The sequence below is a fragment of the Streptomyces sp. NPDC037271 genome (assembly GCF_055603605.1).
Genome location: NZ_JBVJVN010000011.1, coordinates 220,530 through 239,097 on the forward strand (window position 1 = coordinate 220,530; position 18,568 = coordinate 239,097).

At 69.7% G+C, this 18,568-nt stretch carries 12 protein-coding genes and 2 pseudogenes; 12 read left to right on the top strand and 2 right to left on the bottom strand.

The annotated features are described in order from the left end of the window. Positions 1-208: 208 nt before the first annotated feature. From ACZ7G3_RS20865 to ACZ7G3_RS20910, 10 genes and pseudogenes are all read left to right on the top strand, one after another. Positions 209-439, top strand: a pseudogene (locus tag ACZ7G3_RS20865) (tyrosine-type recombinase/integrase); the annotation flags it as partial. Positions 440-601: 162 nt separating this feature from the next. Then, positions 602-1,033, top strand: coding sequence for an RNase A-like domain-containing protein (locus ACZ7G3_RS20870; protein WP_470927426.1), 432 nt, complete (start codon positions 602-604; stop codon positions 1,031-1,033). Beyond that, positions 1,030-1,653, top strand: a complete 624-nt coding sequence (locus ACZ7G3_RS20875) for a hypothetical protein (protein WP_470927391.1) — start codon at positions 1,030-1,032, stop codon at positions 1,651-1,653. Before ACZ7G3_RS20870 ends, ACZ7G3_RS20875 begins: the two co-directional genes overlap by 4 nt. Positions 1,654-1,666: 13 nt before the next feature. Continuing rightward, positions 1,667-1,968 (top strand): annotated as a pseudogene (locus ACZ7G3_RS20880) (RNase A-like domain-containing protein). A 12-nt stretch (positions 1,969-1,980) separates the two neighbouring features. Then, entirely contained in the window at positions 1,981-2,670 is a 690-nt protein-coding gene (locus ACZ7G3_RS20885) for a contact-dependent growth inhibition system immunity protein (RefSeq protein ID WP_470927392.1), read from the top strand. A 426-nt stretch (positions 2,671-3,096) separates the two neighbouring features. Continuing rightward, positions 3,097-3,378, top strand: a complete 282-nt coding sequence (locus ACZ7G3_RS20890; protein ID WP_468457252.1) for a hypothetical protein — start codon at positions 3,097-3,099, stop codon at positions 3,376-3,378. Then, positions 3,375-3,773 (top strand): PIN domain-containing protein, encoded by a 399-nt coding sequence (locus tag ACZ7G3_RS20895; RefSeq protein ID WP_470927393.1) that lies wholly within the window; start codon positions 3,375-3,377, stop codon positions 3,771-3,773. Before ACZ7G3_RS20890 ends, ACZ7G3_RS20895 begins: the two co-directional genes overlap by 4 nt. 330 nt (positions 3,774-4,103) lie before the next feature. Then, the gene (locus tag ACZ7G3_RS20900) at positions 4,104-8,105 is read left to right on the top strand and encodes an AAA domain-containing protein (protein ID WP_470927395.1); all 4,002 of its coding nucleotides are present in this window, start codon (positions 4,104-4,106) and stop codon (positions 8,103-8,105) included. Further along, positions 8,105-11,470: a phospholipase D-like domain-containing protein gene (locus tag ACZ7G3_RS20905; protein WP_470927397.1), complete on the top strand. Its 3,366-nt coding sequence runs from the start codon at positions 8,105-8,107 to the stop codon at positions 11,468-11,470. The genes ACZ7G3_RS20900 and ACZ7G3_RS20905 overlap by 1 nt, the downstream gene beginning before the upstream one ends. Continuing rightward, positions 11,470-14,058: a sensor histidine kinase gene (locus ACZ7G3_RS20910; RefSeq protein WP_470927399.1), complete on the top strand. Its 2,589-nt coding sequence runs from the start codon at positions 11,470-11,472 to the stop codon at positions 14,056-14,058. Before ACZ7G3_RS20905 ends, ACZ7G3_RS20910 begins: the two co-directional genes overlap by 1 nt. Before the next feature lie 33 nt (positions 14,059-14,091). Here ACZ7G3_RS20910 and ACZ7G3_RS20915 read toward each other — a convergent pair whose 3' ends face one another. After that, complete coding sequence (locus tag ACZ7G3_RS20915) at positions 14,092-15,294, bottom strand: hypothetical protein (protein WP_470927401.1); 1,203 nt, start codon at positions 15,292-15,294, stop codon at positions 14,092-14,094. Between the two features lie 240 nt (positions 15,295-15,534). On the opposite strand from ACZ7G3_RS20915, the gene ACZ7G3_RS20920 reads away from it, so the two are divergent. Beyond that, entirely contained in the window at positions 15,535-16,827 is a 1,293-nt protein-coding gene (locus tag ACZ7G3_RS20920) for a S1 RNA-binding domain-containing protein (RefSeq protein WP_470927403.1), read from the top strand. Between the two features lie 295 nt (positions 16,828-17,122). On the opposite strand, the gene ACZ7G3_RS20925 is transcribed toward ACZ7G3_RS20920, so the two are convergent. Further along, positions 17,123-17,932 carry a GntR family transcriptional regulator gene (locus ACZ7G3_RS20925; protein ID WP_470927405.1) on the bottom strand — a complete coding sequence of 270 codons (810 nt, stop codon included), beginning with the start codon at positions 17,930-17,932 and terminating at the stop codon, positions 17,123-17,125. Positions 17,933-18,011: 79 nt separating this feature from the next. Between ACZ7G3_RS20925 and ACZ7G3_RS20930 the strand changes: the two genes are divergently transcribed. Continuing rightward, the gene (locus ACZ7G3_RS20930; RefSeq protein ID WP_470927407.1) at positions 18,012-18,290 is read left to right on the top strand and encodes a hypothetical protein; all 279 of its coding nucleotides are present in this window, start codon (positions 18,012-18,014) and stop codon (positions 18,288-18,290) included. Positions 18,291-18,568 lie beyond the last annotated feature (278 nt).

The window sequence follows — 18,568 nt, forward strand, 5'->3', positions numbered from 1 at the left end:
CTCCTTTCCCCCCCTTCCCCCTGCTTTTTTTTCCCCCCTTTTGGGGGGGGGGATGGGGTGCACTGACTGCCCCGGGGACAGGAGAAAGGGGGGCGCGCCCCCCCCCCCCCCCCCCGGCGCCGCCGCGCTGTGCGCGGCACTTTCGATCTCCGATCGGACTGCTTGCAGCTCCTGGGGGCCGGGCGCGCGAGCGAGCGCAGCGAGCCTTGACCGCATGGTGATCCGCGTCCGGGTCGCCGAGCCGGAACGGACCAACGGCAAGCGCGCTCCCGGCGAGACCAAGTCGGGTGCGGGTGTGCGGGCCGTCGTCCTCCCGGCCTTCCTGCACAAGGAGGTGCGGCAACATCTCGCCTGGTTCGCCGAGAAGGGGCCGGACGGGTTGGTCTTCGTCGGGGAGAAGAGAGCACCCTTCCGGCGCACCTCGTTCGGGCGGAAGTGGCTGGCGATGCTCGAGTTCGAGCTCGACGAGGCGCTTTTGAGCGTGCCCACGTTCCAGGCGGAACGGGCGCGGGCACAGGGTTTCGGTGCGCGCTCCCTGAACGAGTTCGAGAAGGAGCACAGCTGGCAGCTGCCAGAGAGCCGGGTCCCGTACACGTACTCGATGGACCTCGCGGCAGCGGAAGGGGTGGGGAACGGACATACCCTTGACAAGCATGTGGGGAAGACCGATGAGAAATTGATGCAGCGGATGAGGGACGAGAGTAGGGCCAATGGTGAGCCGAAGATCCCGGCGGCATCGACCTACGCCGATGTCGAGTCCGCTCAACGGTTCACGCAATATTGCCTGCGTGACAACAGCGACGACATCGACCGTTGGCTGGCAGGCGACCCGCCGGGCATGTCAATCATCGTCACGACCGACTCGGTACCGCTGCAAGGCCCTCTCGCCGGTGATGCTCTGACCGGCAAGGGTGTCACCTATGACGGCAGCAAGATTTCTGAGGTGCGCGACACCAAGGGCGTCTCTGTGCGGCTCATGCGTGATCCAAGCCTTGACCCGCCCTACTTGGTGTTCACCTCGATGCCCGTATGAGCGAGGTCTGGATGGACTATGAAACGACGCCCGGTATCAAAGGGCCGCCGACTCCCGCTGATGCCGACTCCTGGTGGTCGGCTGTGGACATGTACGACCGTCGGTACACCTTTGTCGCCGCAGGTCCCCGTACCGGGGAGGACTGGCTGCACGACGTCGTCTCGGTTATGCGGGGAGACGCAGCGGATCCCCGGGGCTGGAGGACCGTCGATCCCGACGAAGGCGAGGAGGAGAGGGAGGACGATCCCGCCTACCCCTTCGTCGTCCCGCCCGTGGACGAGGCGGCGGGCGCGGCGGAATGGCGAGGCCGGCTCAGAGAGATTCCACGATCCGCTGTGGTGCGACTCCTCGTGCTGTTGGCCACCATGGATCTCGATGTCTCTCGGGACCCCCGTTTCCCCGCACAGCAAACTGAAATGGAGAAGCATGCCAGGGTAATCGCCACCCGATTTTCCGGCGGGACTCGATTCTTCACGAACACTTGGGGTGGCGGCGCTTCCCTCGACTTCTATGAGCAGATCTCGAACTGCTCACCGCTCAGTCAGTACGCCTGGGACTTGGGGCTCCTTTGGGTGTCCGATGAGGAAGTCGGGCTGATTTGGTCCTTCGATCCCCGTTGAGAGGTAACAGCCCATGCTGACCAGGTCCGCCACCTACCCCGACCGAGAAACCGCCCACTGGGCCACCCAGCAGGTGGTGACCGCCAACGAGCAGAGGATCCACCGTTGGCTCGCCCAGAGCACCCGCGCCCGCCTGACCATCGAGGCCGCCTGGCCCTCTCGCGAGGAGCCCGTCGGCCGTGTACTGCTGCAGGCGATGATGCTCGCCGGGCGCGAGCCCGTGGATGCGCGCGCGCGGCACGTGTCGTCCTCAAGCGTGAGCCGAACAGCCCGCACGGCTTCGTCGTGCTCACCACCGTCCCGATCTATCTGTAGAGGTCCAGCGCCGTGTCCATGAAGCCGCTCGAGTTCGACCGCCGTTACGGCGAGCTGGACCAGGTGATCAGCGCGTACACCGGCATGCCGGCCGACGACGAGCCGGACAGGCCGAGCGAAGCCCTCCAGGCATACCTCCGCCACACCTGGCACACCCGCCCCTGGGCCCTGGCCACGGCCGAACAGCAGATCCGCGAGTACGCCCGCAACCCGCCGGGACGACTGCGTCTGAGCCTCGGCGAGTTCTATCCCGTGCCGGACGTCGGCCTGCCCCAATCCGCGATCCAGGACTGGCTGTTCGTGATCGCGGACCACCTGAAGCGGTCGATCGAGGAGGGCCAGGTCCCGACCCCGGCCGTCCCACGCTCCCACTGGGAGTGGCATGCCCGCTTCCCCGAGCTCGGCCAGTTCCTCGGCGGCTGGTTCTCCCAGGACATGCCGGACGAGTTCACGGACCACGACGCGGCCGTACGCGACTACAGCGCTACGACGGACCCGCAACTGGTCGCCCGCCTCACGGGCGAGCTCCGTGAACTGCTCGCCCTGGCTCTCGAGGAGTCCGACCACGCCCTCGCCATGGCTGAGCTGGGCATGGAGGTCGATCCGCCCCGGCCGTACTCCCCGAGCGGCTGGCTGGCCCACCTCGCGGACGGCCTGGGCGGATTCAAGGCGGACTACGGGCCCGGACCGACCACGAACTGACCGCCTGCCCGTCTTGTCTCACTTAAAGAAATCCCCCGGGTCTATGACCTGGGGGATTTCGCATGGAGCGGGTGGCGAGAATCGAACTCGCACTCTCAGCTTGGGAAGCGACGACGCTTGAACGGGCTCCATAGCTCTGACCAGCACGGATAGCTGTGCCTTGGCTTGGTCGCGCGGGCCGGTTTGCACCGCTGTTGACCGTGGTTCTCCGCCCTTACGGGCACGCGGAGGGCACGGAATCTCAGAAGGGAGGTCGGCGCCACCGGGGGACAACTGCGCACGGGCAGCCCTGTGCGCAGACCAGCTGCCTGAAGCGGCGTTGCGGCTGCACAGCACCTGCCAGCCTCCGGCGCTGGCTCTCTCCGCCACCCGGTTGGAATTCCGCACCACCACCCGCTATGCCATATGCAATGGCATACTCGAAGCGTGACTGACAACGACGTGGACTTCCCGCCCGGCGACGGCCCCACCAGCGGTATCTCCGTCACCCTGACCGCTGGAACTCTGCAGGCGATCCGTGAGCGGGTCGGCAAGCGGGGCGTCTCGGCCTACCTGGAGAAGGCGGCCCAGCGGCAGATCGAGCGGGACAACCTGGACGAGCTGATCGCGGACTTCGACAAGGTGCACGGCCCGGCCGATCCCGAGGCCGTGGCGGCCAAGCGTGCCCGGCTGACCGAAGGCGGTTCGCAGGCTGGGGCGGCCGCGTGAGCGGTGCCCTGGTCCTGGACAGCGAGGGCCTGGCGAAGGCCGTACAGCGTGATCGGGAAATCCACGAGTGGCTGACGGCGGCTCGCGACGCGGACCTGCCAGTGATCACTTCAGCTGCCGTGCTGGTCGAAGTGATCCACCCGGAGATCAACGACGCCGCGCTGAAGTGGACCCTGTCCCGCCTGGCCGTCGAGCCGGTGACCCAGGCCGTCGCGCAATCCGCTGCCGCCTTGCTGCGCGCAGCGGGGCTGCACGGCCACAAGTACGCCATCGACGCCATGCTGTGCGCGACCGCCCTGCAGCATCCCGGCCGGGTGACGATCCTGACTTCCGATGTAGAGGACGTCGGGCTGCTCACTGCCGAGCATCCACGCGTGAGTGCGGAGAAGGTCTGAGCCGAGGCGCCTTGTGGAGACGGCGCTCGCTGTGCGGTGAGGCCAAGTTCGACGCGGGCGTCCGTGTCGTCGTCCTGGGTTGCGCCCAAGGAAGTCGTGTGCGGATTCCACCTGATCTGGTGCTTTACGCCGGCTTCCCGCTGATGCCTGCACGGAAAACGGCCACCGGCTGATCTTTCGAAGGGCTCGTGCCACGCGTGCCTGTTCGGGACATGCACGGGTGCCTTGGGTTGGGCGAACAACCGCTGTGCGGGATTGAGTCATTGACTGTATGTAAATGCGGGGAATGGTCCACACTGGTCTCCCGGCTGGAGGAAGGTGCGCCCCTTGGTGTCGGACGGCGTCAGTGAGCTTGTGGACAAGTTCGTCGACTTCTTCTGCTGCGACCCGAAGACGGCGGTCCACGGCCCCTATGAGCCTCCTGGAGGCGCTGGAGGCGCTGGAGGCGCTGGAGGCGCCCTGAGCCGGGAGGAGCTGATCCCCGAGCACCTCTTCCGTTACCGGCTGGTCGACGGCGAAGGCCGTTCCGTGGACGTCCAGATCTATGTGGGCATCACGGGCGTGGGCGGGCTGCTGTGGGAGCAGGAGGTGCGCGTCCTGCTGCGGGTGGGCGCGACGGGGCAGCCCGGCCTGCCGCGGATCCTGGACGGTGGCTTCCGCTTCCCGGAGGAGACGAGCGACGCGATCGGCAGCGATGTCCTGCGCGGCGTGGCGGTGGTCGTCACCCGCGGCAGCAGCAACACCCTGGCCGACCCGGGGGCGGTCGCCTACATGCACCGCGATCCCAAACTGTCGTTACGTCAGTTCGTCGGGCTGGCCGAGGCGTTGGCAACACTGCACGGCCTCGGTTCCTACCATCGCAACCTGTGGCCCGGCACCATCGGCGCGACGGACCAGGACCCGCCAGACATGTGGCTGGCGCGCTTCGAGATGAGCGCGCTGATGGCGAACCTGGTGCAGAACTCCTTGATCGACGCCCACGGTGAAGGGCGGCAACTCCGCGATCTGTATCTGTCGCAGCCGGTTCGCGCGCTGGCTTTTGCTCCCAAGGAGCGGCTGGACTTTCTCTTCCCGGACGGCGAGCACGCGCCCGTCGCGGAGGACGAACGCGCTGACGTCTACGCTCTGGGTGCCGTCGTCTGGGAATGGTTCTTCGGCCCGATGCCCACCGATCTGCTACCCGTGGAAGGCGAGTTGTCGAGCAGTACGCCGGAGCTCCTGGAGCGTCTCAACGCGCGCCTCCTGGCCACGCTGAGGGCTGAGCGGGAGCTGCCGCTCCAACTCACCGATCTGCTGCAGCGGATGCTTCGCTGGGACCACCCCCGTGAACGTCCCACCGCCCATGAGGTCGTCGACGAACTGCGCCGGGAGTACGAACGGCTCATCGTCACCTGGGACGAGCGAGGCACCAGTCGGCCGCACCTGATCGGTTACATGCCTGAGGAGTCCAGACTCACCCTTTACGAGTGGGGCTGGCTGGAGCACGACCCCGGGACCGACCCCGGCCGACTGGAACTGGCCGGGCTGATCCAGCGGGACCTGAAAAGCGCCGTGCTGGTGGACTCCCCGCGCGGCGCGGCGCCCTTCGTCCTGGGGACCGAACGCGACCGGAGCACGCGCGGCGAGGCGCGGCATCTGCTGGTCGGCAGACAGGCGCTGTGGTTCTGCACGTACTACCGGCCACGACAGGGGTGGGGCGGGCTCGGCCCGGAACTGGATGACGTCCTGCTGATCAAATACGTGGTGCGCCGCGACCAGCACTTCGTCCGCACCCGGTTGCAGCCCCTGCTGGACCAGCCCCTCCGCCGGGAACTGCCTGAACTGGAGACGGTGCCCATCGACATGGACACCGGCAAGTTCGAGCGGCTGCGCGCGGACCGGCCGTCGTGGCGGCCGCTCGTCGACGCAGTGCGCCCGGTGCGCCGGGCGCCCGATCACGAGCGGGAGTACGAGGCGGCGATCGACTGGCTGCTGGAGTTCCAGGGAGCGGAACTGCGGGCACGCACCTACGCCTGCGAAGGCCCCAAGGACTCACCGCGCAAGGTCACGGTCAGCCTGGACGAGGAGCGTGACGACGCCTGGGTCAAGCAGTCGGCACTGCTGACCAAGTACGTGGACGCCGGGCTCCGGCCCGCGCTGGGGGACTTCTTCGGTTCGCTGGAGGGCGACCAGGGCATTCCGGCCGCCGTGGAGATCGTCCCGGACGATCGGGGACGGCCTGCGTCGTCCGGGTACGCCGCCCGGGCGCTGGTCAAGGAGAAGGGCGGCCCGGACCGGGTCGTCCTGGAACTGATGGAGGACTCGCCTCCGGCGCCCGAAACGGGCTGGATCAGACCGCTGGACGACCGGGGCAGCCGTATCGCCCTGGAGCGCCAGGTGGACGGTCGCCTGGAGATGATGAACAACCCGGCGCTCCTCGACCAACTGCGTTCGCCGAAGTCGCTCCGAATGCTTCCCTACCGCTGGCGTCGGGCGGGGGAGCGATTGAGCGGTGACGACGGCAAGAAGGCGGTGCATGAGCTTCTCACCCATGAGCCCTTCTTCGCTCTCCAGGGGCCTCCCGGTACCGGCAAGACGACGGTCGCGGCCGAGGCCATCGCGCACTACCTGCGGGTCTATCCGGGGCACCGCGTCCTGGTCTCGGCCCAGTCCAACTTCGCGCTGGACAACCTGGCCGAACGGGTCCTGCGCAGACTGGACGCCCTCGACGATCTCGGCCAGCCCACCCACCGCTGGGAAGGGGTGGCGCTCCGGGTGGCCTCCCCCAAAGCGCCCGTGGACCCCGTACTGGAGCCCTGGCGGGCGAACCGGCTGGCGGAGGAGCGCGCCGACTGGATGCGGCGCAACCTGCCGCGGCGGATGAAGGGGGCGGGCCCTGAAACGAGGGGCGTGCTGGAGGAATGGCGGCGGATGCTGGCCGAGGACGCCACCGACAGCGTGCTGCCGGAGCTGGGAGACCGGATGCGCCGGACGGCCAACCTCGTCTTCGCCACCTGCGCGATGGCCACCGCTGAGAACGTCACCCCCGTCGGCGTGCGCAGCACCATGGACTGGGTGGTGGTCGAGGAGGCGGCCAAGGCTTGGCCGACGGAGCTCGCCATGCCGCTGTGCCGCGGACGGCGCTGGACGCTGATCGGTGACCACAAACAGCTTCCGGCGCACCGCCGCAACGACGTCCTGCGCTTCCTGGAGAGCTGCGTCGACGACCCGGACGAGGAGTTCAGACGGATCGGCATGCACTACGACACCTACGTCCGCGCCTTCGATCTGTTCCGCTCGCTGTTCGAGCCGTTGGGCGATGGGGCCGGGCAGGGCGAGGGCGGGGCGGGTGATGCGCACGAGGACAGCGAGGCGGGTGCGGCGCGGAAGAAGGACAAGCGTGACAGGCCGCTGCTGACGCTGCATACGCAGTACCGGATGCGGGACGAGATCAGCCAGGTCGTCAGCCGCGTCTTCTATCCGGTGCCCGGCAGCGGACAACTTCCCGACGGACTGCCGCCGGGGCTGCTGACCACCGGCAAGGAGATCACGCCGGTGAACCTGACCACGCCCGAGGTCCTGGCCGGGCGCTCGCTGGTGTGGCTGGACACCCATGGCGAACCGGACTGCCAGGGCCAGCCCCGCTGGTTCAACCACGGTGAGGCCCGGGTTGTCCAGGAACTCGTCGAGTCCATGCGTCCGGCTCCCGTACCGCTGGGCGCTGGCGAGCCCGGGACCACGCTGGCAGTGCTCAGCCCCTACCGGCAGCAGAACCGTCAGCTGGCCAAGTGTGGACTGGAGCGCTACCTGTCCACCGTGCACGCCTTCCAGGGCAGGGAGGCCGACATAGTCGTGGTGTCCCTCGTACGCGACCGTCGGCCGCCCGGCACCGAGACACAGCCCTGGCTGGGCCTGGGACATCTGATCGGGGCCGACCTGATCAACGTGATGTTCTCCCGGGCCCGTCAACTGCTGGTGCTGGTGGGTGACTTTGAGCACTTCGCCGCGTTCCGCCCGCCCGGTCCGGTGGAGGGCGAGCCGAACGACGAACCGGATGAGGCGTCTCGCCCGGGAACGCCGCGGGACGAGCCGGAGGCGGTGCGCCGGCTGGCGCCGGCCGCCCGTCCCGTCCCGGGACCAGTGCCCAAGCCCGGCCCGATGCCCGCCCACAGCGGGACCACCGGAGACGAGCAGGGCCAGGAGGCGGGCCGCAGGACCCCGCGACCGGTGATCGACGTCGGCTTCTGGCACCGGGTCTGCCAAGCGGTGGAACTGTACGGCTCCCGCATTCCGGTCGCCGAACTCGCCGATCGCCGGCGCTCCAGCCCGGCCGCCGGCCCGATGGAGCCGTGATGGCGGCTACACCGGGCAGCAGAGCGGTCATCTACGTACCCTGTGACACCTTTCTGGTACACGTCAGTGCCGGCTTCGGGGACGTCCTCTCGCCGATCGAGATGACCGCCCTGCGCCTCATCGACGCCCTGGACCGGGACCGGGACGGCATGCCGGGCATCACCTCGGTGGACGAGCTCGTGGAACTGCTCGGCCTCGGCCACCGGGTCACCCTGGAACTTCTCCACGACGTCTGGCGCAAGGGCTATGTGCGGCTGGACTTCGCGAGGGGCGGAGTGCTGGTCAGCGAAGAGGTCCGCACCAGAATCGCGGAGAATGCCCTGCACGAGCTGCCCGGCGCCGAGACGCTCGACTACGCCTGCGAGGTGATGATCGACCGGCTGACCGGGTTGGTTCAGCCGCGCCGTGGGACCCTCGCCCCGGGCTCGGGCCGGCTGGCCATGGAACCGGTGCTCGACGACACCACACCGGCCCAGGTACCCCGGGCGGAGCTCATTCCGGCACTGGAGCGTGATCTGCGTCGGCGCTTCACCGAGCGGGACGAGGACGGCCCCGACGCGGGACCAGGCGCGTTCCAGGGACGGCACGGAACCGGGCGTCCGCCCCGGGTCCTCTCCTATCGGACTCCCACCGACGAGGCCCAGATCACCGAGCGGCGCTGGATCCCGCTGGACGTCCTCGTCCACGAGGACCCCGACACGGGCCGGCTGCAGATCGTCGTTGCCGACCGGACCTACCCCGCCTCCCGACACCAGCTCGCCGGGGAGCGGCTCACCCAGCTCGCCACTGACAACGCGTCCACCCCGTTCGTCCGGGCACTGCGCGACCTGGCCGGGCAGGACCTGGTCGACCCCCCTCCTCTGGAGCGGCTGCTCGTCCGGTTGCGCGAACGCGCCGACCGGGCCGTCTCCGCCCGCGCTGCCGACCGGCCCGCCCGGCACCTCGAACTGTGCGACGAGGCACGGACCGTGTGCGCGGCACTCGACAACCGCACCGCCAGCGAGGTGCGCGCCGTCACTGTCACCGCGGAGGAGCACGAGGATCGGATCGCCGAACTCGTCGGAGCGTGCCGGGCTCAACTCGTGGTCGCGGCGCCGAAGATCACGGTCGCCGGCTGGAGGCGATGGGAGCCGGCACTGCGCCGGGCCCTCGACGCCCGGGTCACCGTGGTGCTGCTGTGGGGTGAGCAGCCCACCGCCCAGTTGCCGGAGCCAGTGCACAACGCCCTGGTCAGCCTGGTACGCCGGTACGGCTCCGGTCGCCTGGTGTATCCGCAGGTGGCGTCCTGCCCCGAGGCGAACGTCGTGATCCGGGACGACCAGGCCGCGCTGATCACTTCCCGCGACATCATGGGGCACGCGGCGCGTCAGGCCCTCGGGCTCCTGCTGACCGCCCCGGAAGACGGCAGCCACTACACCGTCTTCGGCCAACTGCTCTCCTGGGCGGCCGGTACTGTCCCCACGGCGAGGATGAGCCGACTGCTCAGGACGACGGGTGACGCTTTTGGCACCGGACAGCCGGCGCTCCCGGAGGCGCTCGGCTTCCCGGAAGCCCCCCCGGAGGAGGCGGATGCTCCCGAAGCAGCCGTACGGGCATGGTCCGACGGCTGGGTCGCGTACGCCCGAGCGCAGGCCAAAACCGCGGAGGGCCGTGAACTGCCCGCCGCACGCGTAATGGACACCGACGCGCACGTCGACCTGCTGTGGCGGGCACTGCGTTCGGCTACGCGCCGGCTCGTCATCAGCAGTGACCGGCCCCCGTCGGTCGACGACCGGTTCATGACGCTGTTGACGCGCAGGCTCCGGGAGGGGGTGTGGGTCACCCTTGGACTGGCGGTGCCGCCCGGCCAGGAGCCCGCCGAACTGGTGCGACTCGCCGCTGAGTACCCGGGTCGGCTGCGCCTGGTGCCCGCGCGCGGCCGGGTCCTGGTCCACGACGACGAGGTTCTGGTCGGCGGCAGGGACCTGCTCGGTGAGGGCGGACGTGGTGCCCGGCGCGGCCGCCCTCGGCCCGCGCCCGGGATCGTGCTCACTGGCGCGGGGGCCGCCGCCGCGCTGGCCGCGGCGGCCGGCGAACCGCCCGAAGTCGCCGCGTTCGTTCGCAGGCAGGAGAAGGCCGCCGCCGAGACCAGTGGCACGAACCCGAACGTCGTCTACGCCCGGCAGCGCATCGTCACGAACTGGCGGCCGGGCGCGGAGGGGGCGGCGCTGCTGCGGACCGAGCTCGGCCGGTCCGAGGACCCCTGGGCCGTACTGGAGGACCTCGACCGGACCGGCGACCCGGACGTGGTTACCGCCGCGGCTGCCTGCTGCCTGCTGCACCACACCGCCGCCGCGCCTCCCGAGACCGGCGCGCGCTGGCGGCTGCGGCTGGTCCGGCTGTGCTGGGAGGAGGGCGACTACACACGCGCCGCCCTCCTGAGACGGTCCGTCGCCGACCGAGCGGCCCGGCCCCGGCTGCCGCTGGCCGCCGTCGCCGCCGCCCGCGGCGGACGCCGGCTGGGCACCCATCTGCTGGAAGTGGTCGCCGACACCGATCTCGACCCCGACGAGCAGACGGCGCTCCTGCTGATCGCCGTCGAAGAGGTGCTGCGCACCAGCGACGACCTCCCCCTCGACGCCCTAGACGTCGTGACGGAGCTGTCCACCGTGCTCGGGGAGCCCTGGAACGACATCGGCGACGCGCTGCGCCGCTGTCACCGAGATCTCTACGGCCTTCCCGCGGGCCCGCAGATCCGCCGGGCGCTCAGTGACGAACAACATCAGGAGGAACGGGACGCGCAGTGGCAGGTGCTGGAACAGGCGCTGCTGGTGGCCGACCGGCCCCCGCTGAGCACCAAGCCGGCCATCCGGGCCCACCATGTGCTCTTCCGCGACGACCGGCTCTTCGGCAGGATCCGGGCTTTGGTGGCCGGCCGGGACACCGAGGGCCTGGGCGCCCTGCTGGCGCGGGAGACCGGCGCCGGGCGACGCCACGGCGACGGCCGGGCCGTGGCGTCAGACCTGGTGGACGACACCTGGCGGGGAGTGAGCCAGCCGCGGACCGAGTTGTTGCACAGTGCCCCCAGGGAGAACTACCTGTCCAAGCTCGGCGAGGTGCTTGACCTCGCGTGGGGGGTCGCCACCGCGGAAGCCGACCCGGAACCACCCGGTGACCCGCGGTCCAGTGGCCCTCGCGACCCCGTGGAGGTCGTACGGGAGCTGGGGCGTGTCATGGCGGATCTACGGGACCGGACGGAGGCCGCCGTGGAGCGACTGGCCGAGCCGGAACGGAGGCTGTGCCACAGCGTCCTGGACGATCTGGCCGACCTGTACCGGCTGGGAGCGGCGCACCGGTTGACGGTGGGTGAGGGGAGACAGCACTGATGGAACTGGCCGACGGAATCCTGCTGGACCTGCTCCAGAACTGGCCCGACCGCTGGAGTCACCCCGCGCTCGTCTCGGAGCTTGCCGCAGGCCGTCCGCTGTCGGTGACGCTCGGCGCGGACGCCCTCGACGAGCTGGCCGAGGAGGTACTCGACGGTCTGCTGGTCCCGCGTTCCGCGGCGACGGCTGCCCGGCACCTGCTCGCCGAGGGCCGCTTCGATCTGGTGGACCTGATGCTCGACGGAGGCCGACTGCCCCTGGAGGACGCCCGGCAGCTCAAGGACGACCTCGCCGACGCCCGCCTCGGGGCCGCGGGCCGTGCCACACGCGCCCTGCATCTGCTGGCCCGACGTGCCGAGCAGCTCGAACTGGCCCACAGCTGGCACGAGCAGGACGGTACGGTGCGCGACCTGGTGGAGCTCGCCACCACCGACGAGTCCGCCTTCACCGAACTCCTCGCCGGTTGGGAGGATGCGGCCACTGCTGCTGAGGACGCACGGGGTGAGGCACTGCGTGCCGGGCTGGACCGGTCGCGGAAGGACGGGGAGCCACCGGACCGGGCGGCCCGGAAGCTGCTGGAGGAGTGTCTGACCGCGGGGGAGTTCCGGCTGGCCCGCGTGCTGGTGCACAGCGACCGGGCGCAGTCCCCCGACGCCGCCGGGCCCTCGGGACTCGCCCGGCGGCCCTCACCGGTACGGCTGCGCCGGTACGCCCTGGCGGACGTGCTGGAGTGGTACCGGTACGGCGAACTCGGCGCAGCCGAACTGCACGGCTGGCTGCCGCCCGAGGAGGACACGGCCGGGCGGCGGCTCATGGACGCGTTCGCCGAACTGGTCCTGGCCGGAGCGGACGTGCCGCCTGATCCGGCGCCGGTGCGGGAACTGGTGGAGGCGCTGCACGAGTGCGTGGGGACGGCCGAGCCACTGGTGGAGTGCGAGCCCCTGGTCGGCGGGGTGGTGAGCCGGCTGTACTGCACGGGCGATCACCGGTTGCCTCCGCTGGGTTTCTTCCGGACGGGCATTCCCCTGTGGGTGGCTCCGAGCACGACAGAACCGCCCGAGTCGGTGACCTCGGCTCCCTTCGTCTGGCTGGTGCCCGAGTGGGCGGGGGAGACCCCGCCGGCCGAGGGGTGCGGCTCGCTGTACGCGGACGACCTGCTGCGGCTGGCCGCGCCGGAGCCCGGCGGGTCGGTGGTGCCCGCCGCTGAACGACAATTGGCGCTGCTGCGGGCGGTGGGACCGGGGCTCGGGGTGAGCGGGCTGCTGGACGCGGGTCGGGCCGGGGGAGGGCGAGGGCTTGAGCTGGCGGGCCGGGGCAAGGCCGCGCTCCAGCTCTCGTGGTTCTTCGACCTGCTCGGCCTGCAGCCGGACAGCGTCACGGCGGAGGCCGTGCTCTACGAGACCGGCGGACACCCCTTGGCCCTGTGGGAACTGCTGCTGACCCTCTGTGACCGTCCCGAGCCGCGTGCCTCCGGCCGCGATCTGCGCGCCCGGCTGGAGGCGGTGCGCGAGGACACCGACTGGCGGCGGCGGGCCGCACGCCGCATCCAGGACCGGCTTCCCGACGTCAGCGTCGGCCTGGCGCTCCACACCGCGCTCTGGCTGCGCAGCGGTGGCGGGCGCGGGGAGTTCGATGTCGGAGAGTTCGACGTCGAGGAGTTGACGGGTGTCCTCGCCGACCTCGCGGGCAGTGACGGGGTCCCGCCGCTGGTGGACCTGGCGGCCGGGGTGGAGCCACTGGTGTCGCACGGAATCATGGAACGCCGGGAGGGAACGCTGACCCTGGTCGCGAACGGGCTGCCTGAACTTCTGGCCCGGGGCAGTGGGCGGCAGTCCGAGGAGATGGTGGCCGGCCTGCTACGGCAGGCCCGCGAGCAGGCGGACGCGGTGCTCGCTCAGGTCGTCGTCTCGCTGAGCCAGATCACGGTGGACACGGTCGATCACTACAACACCAACCTCCAGCGCAGGCTCTCGGAGATCGCCACCCGGATGGCGAAGGAGGAGGACCGCGAGCGCCGGATGACGCTCAACGAGGAGTACCTGCTTCTCTTCGACCAACTGCGCCAGGTGGGCTCCCTGACGAGGACGGCGCAGGGGCCGCCCCGGCCGGTGCCGCTGGGCGAACTGATCGTGCAGCAGAGCCGCGAGGCTCATCTGGGCTCGGGCGGCCGCGACAGGTACGAGATCACCGGTGCGGACCACCTGTGGGTCACGGCCAACCCGTGGCTGTTGGGGCAGATCTTCTGGAACCTCTTCGACAACGCGCGCAAGGCGATCGACGCCACGGCCGCGAAGCACGGCTTCGTCGACGTGACGGTGACCCCGTTCACGGACGCCGAGGACAGGCCGTGGTGCGTCATCACCGTCGCCGACTCCGGTGACGGCATCGCACAGGGCGTGGCCTCCCGGCTCAACCAGGGCGAGTGCCTGACCACCCGGAACGGCTCCGGCCAGGGCGTCCGTATCGCCCGCACCCTGACGGAGCTGTACGAAGGCCGACTGCGGGTGCTGCCCGAGCCTTCACCCGAGCTGTCCGGTGCCCAGATCAGGATCGAACTGCCGCTGACGACCGTGTCCACGGAGGACTGAGCGGCCACTGGCGGTCGTGGCGCTGCGGCCTGCTCAGCTCCAGTCGGCGTTGCAGAACTCGCCCACCAGACGGGTCGCGGCGCGGACGTCGCGACGGTCGATCGCCTCCTGGGCCCGGTGCCGTTCGCGCTCCCAGGGCGCGGCCGATGCCCTGGCCCGGTTGCGCGGATGGGCGCGTTCTTCCTCCAGCCTAAAGACAGCGTGGGCCAGTTGCGCTCGTAGCCGCAGGAGCTGGTAGGGGGCGGAGTCGTCGAACAGTTGCCTGGCCAGTTCGTCGAGACAGTTGTAGAGATCGCGTCCCTTCAGCCCTTTCGGTACGACGCGCAGCAGCCGGTGCCGCTGAAGGAAGGTGCTGTTCAACTCACCGATCGCGGGGTCCGGGTAGGCGGAGACGAGGACCGTGGGAATCCGGGTGTACTTGCACAGGTGCTCGATGATCTCCATGCCGTTGCGCGAGGCCTGGTCGTCCAGATGTAGGTCGATCAGCGCACCGTCCACCTGGTGCAGGCCGATCGGCGCACCGTTCACCTGGTACGGCCGGGAGCCGGAACAGAAGTCCCGCCATTCCGGCAGGCCTTTCAACGGGATGATGTTGCAGCGGCCGCTCAGCCGTTCGCCCAGCTCGTCGGCGTCCGTGTCATCCACGATGAGCAGGTTCTTACGGGGCGGGGCGGGGATCAGGACGCGCAGGTCGCGATCCTTGGGGAAGAGCTCCGGCAGCGCCCGGGCGGAGGCCGGGCGCTCCGACTCCGGGAGTGCGCGCAGCGCCTCCGCAAGCCGCCGCAGCCCGCGGCGGGCGGGCTGCCAGATCTCCCTGGGCAGCTCATGGTGCTCGGCGGGGTCGCCCGCCCACATCCGGGCCAGCCGGTCCAGTTCGCCGGCCGTGGGGCTCGGGGGCAGGGCCTCCATCGCGTCCATGAACTCGTGGAGATCGACGCTGTACCGGTCGAGGGCCAGCCGGTATCCGCCGCGCCCGACGACCTCCACCGGGTAGCCGTCGTCGACGAGCCGCTTCTTCAGCGTGTGCACGGCGGGCCTGTCCCGCTCCAACGCGACGCAGAGCTGTTCGACACTCACCGGACCGCGCTCCACCGCGAGTCTCAGCAGCAACTTCCGTCTGTCCCGCGGGGGTAACTCCTGTGGGATTCCGTCCGGACCGATGACCTGGAGCGCGCCGAGAAGCCGGACGCGCAGTCTGCCGACGGGCAGGTCGGCGGCGTAATTTGGTGCAGGCACATCGTCAAATTTACAGTCGATGGTACGGGTTGGCACGGGTTGCGGCAGATGTTCCAACCAATGACTGACACTTCGCTGACACAGTTGCTGACAGCGCGCCCGAAGGGGCGGCCAAGTGTCAGCGAGGCGGCGGCTGACCCTGTCAGGGCCTCAGGCGCAAGCTCAGGTCGTGGTCGAACCGGACCCACCCCTCCCCCGATTCGCGGAGGGCCAGCGCACCACCTGACAGGAGCAAGCACCGTGGTCACCCACCGGCTCACCCGCGACGAGCGGCCGATACCCGGCAACGTCTTCGTCGCCACTCCCTTCGGCGTCAAGAGGACGACCGACGGCGAGCTGTTCGACTATGACAGCTTCTTCAAGTCCGAGCTCGTGCCGCTCATCTCCAGCTTGGGGATGACGCCGGTTCGCGCCGACGCCCTGTACGGCGGCGACTCCGTCCTCACGCCGGTGTGGAAGGGCATCCAGCAGGCCGAGATCGTCCTGGTCATCTTCTCGGACGAATCCGTGAACGTCTCGATCGAGTTCGCCTGGGCCTACCTCCTCGGCAAGAAGATGATCTACCTGACGCAGGACCTCAAGGAGATCCCGTCGGACGTGAAGGACCTGCGGACGATCACCTACTCCTCGCACTATGCCCACATGAACCGGATGCGAGAGGAACTGCGCCTCGCGCTGGAGGCCGTACGCGAGGAGAGTGTGGTCGAGATGACGCTCCTGCCGATGATCGGTGGCGGGACGGTGCCGGTGCCGGCCCGGGTCGTCTCCGCGTCCCGGGAGTTCGTCGTGGTCGAGACGGACGACGGTCGGCACGGCGTGCTGTCCAACGCGGACGTGGACTACACCCGGGTGGTGACAGACATGACCGTCAAGTACGAGGTCGGCACCCGCCTGCAGGGCGCCTTCGACGTGGACGCCCGCGGCGACATGCGGTACACGCTGCTGGCCGGCAGCCTGAATCCCTGGCCGGCGCTGAGCGCCGACTACCCGGTGGGCAAGGTCTTCACGGGCACGGTCCACAACGTCCATCCCACGCTCGGCGTCTTTGTCCATGTGGCGCACGGTGTCAACGGACTGCTCGCCAAGTCGGACGTGGTGGCCGCGGCCGGACTCGAGCCCGGGGACGACGTGGAGGTCGCGGTGGTCCGTATGGACACCGAGCGGCGGCGCATCCTGCTGCGTCTCGTCAAGCCGCCGCGCCAGGGTCGGCCGCTCACCACCGTTCCGCGGAACGCCCCGGCCGCCCGGGAGGAGGCCCGGCTGTCGGTCGGCGACCGGTTCGACGGAGAGGTGGTCCGCACGAGGGCGGAGGGGCAGGGCGGTTACGCGCTGCTCAAGCTGCCCGGACGCCGCCGGCCGGTCATCCTGCACTGCACCGCCATGTCGGAGGAGCTGCGCCAGGACCTCAATGCCGGGGAGATCGAGCCCGGCGAGATGATCTGGGTCGAGATCCTTTCCGTGGACCCGCAGCGGGACCGGATCCTCGTCAAGGAGATACCGGAGCCCGCCGACGAGCACGGGGCTGCCGCCTGACCAGAGCTCTCCCCGGTGCCCTGCCGCCTCAGCAGGCGATGGGGCACCGGGACTCATCGCCCAGCCCACGCGGCTGCGCTCAAAGTATTCGGTGTTCTGGTGTGAATCCGGCATTACGATAGCTGGTCGCCGCCCATGACTAAGGCCCAGGTCGATGACCTGGGCCTTCTGCATGGAGCGGGTGACGAGAATCGAACTCGCACTCTCAGCTTGGGAAGCTGCGATCATTTGCGGCTGAATCGGCCACTGACCTGCACGAACGGTGCGGGTGTCGCCTCGTCGGCCTCGGCGGCTTTCACCGTGGTTCCCCGCTGTTTCCCGCTCGGTCTGGTGCGCTTGTGGTGCGCGGCTGACGACTGATCGGAATCTCGTAGACGATCTCGCAGAGAGCGGCGGGCACCACGATGTCCGCGGTCTCCACGGGCCACCCCTGGTCGCTGTAGTACGTCCGCCGGATATGCGTGACGAGCGCGCCCTTCTGAACGCCCAGGAGTGAGGCCTCCTCGGCGGTCGCCTGCCTCGGCTCGGGCTGCTCCACGGCGTGGCTGACGGTGATGCCGATCTCCGCCATGCGGTTCACGACCCCTGCCCCGGCGTGCGGTCCTCCCTCGGGGAGGACGACGAGTGTGCCGCCGGTGAGGTCGTACGGCTCCCAGCTCGTCGACAGCTGCACCGGCCGGCCGTCGGCGAGGAACTCGTACGCCGTCCGCACGCACAGCTCACCCTCGGCGATACCGAGGCGCGTGGCGATCTCCGCCGGTGCCGGAACTTTGGCCTCGGTCCGGCTCTCCCAGTCGCTCTGCCTGCCCACGGCCTTCATGTCCGCCCGGAACGGGGAGCTGCTGAGCTGCTCGCGCGCCGATGACCGGACCACCCGTACGCGCTGCCGTGGCTCGGCGACGTAGGTGCCGGAACCGGCGCGGCCCTCCAGCACACCTTGGGAGATCAGCAGCTCCTGTGCCCGGCGCACCACGTTGTCGCCGACGCCGTACTCCTGGCCGATCTGGGCACGGGAGGGCAGGCGGTCTCCCGGCTCCCACACGTGCTCCGCGATCCGCCGCCGCAGTTCGTCGGCGATGCGGAGATAGGGCGGCTGCTCAGGCATATGGAAAATCTAGTCCACTAGCTCTAATCTAGTTAACTAGCTTCACTCAAAGTGATCGCCGAGTGACGGAGGCTCCCCTGTGCCCGCTTCGCGAGTGAGCGCGGAAGCCATCGCTGCCCGGTTATCGGCGGTCGGGCTCACCACACGCGTGGAGGAGCGCGACCAATGCACGTCGGTCGAGGCGGAGGTGCCGGAATCGCTCTCCGCCGAGTCATGGCGGGAGGTCCTGGAAGCGGTGGCGGAGGCCGATCGATTCGGGCTTCACGCCACCAGCTTGAACGGCCGCACCCTCTGGGCGGTCGTACGCAAAACGGTCCCCACGACGGGCCATGTCGGGGGACCGAGCTACCAGCGATAGGAGCTGAGCAGCGTGCTCAACCGTATCCGCCGTGCCGTCTCGCTCACCAGAGCGCGGTACTTCCCCAGGGGCAGGCACCGCCGCGCCTCAACGCCGTCCCGGACGACCGTCGCGACGTCTCCCACGCTCGCCGCGGGGCCGCCGGCAGCTCCAGAATGGATGCCGGACACCGCTGACAGCCTTAGAGGTCATCTCATTTGGTGAGTCTGCGGTAGCAGATGAGGGTGCAGGCGATGCTGGTGAGGGCGAGGAAGTGTTCGGCCTTGCGTTCGTAGCGG

Bases quoted from the DNA above. Each gene is read 5' to 3' on its own strand.
- ACZ7G3_RS20870 (WP_470927426.1), top strand. From the start codon at position 602: ATGGACCTCGCGGCAGCGGAAGGGGTGGGGAACGGACATACCCTTGAC.
- ACZ7G3_RS20875 (WP_470927391.1), top strand. From the start codon at position 1,030: ATGAGCGAGGTCTGGATGGACTATGAAACGACGCCCGGTATCAAAGGG.
- ACZ7G3_RS20905 (WP_470927397.1), top strand. From the start codon at position 8,105: ATGGCGGCTACACCGGGCAGCAGAGCGGTCATCTACGTACCCTGTGAC.
- ACZ7G3_RS20910 (WP_470927399.1), top strand. From the start codon at position 11,470: ATGGAACTGGCCGACGGAATCCTGCTGGACCTGCTCCAGAACTGGCCC.
- ACZ7G3_RS20925 (WP_470927405.1), bottom strand. From the start codon at position 17,932: ATGCCTGAGCAGCCGCCCTATCTCCGCATCGCCGACGAACTGCGGCGG.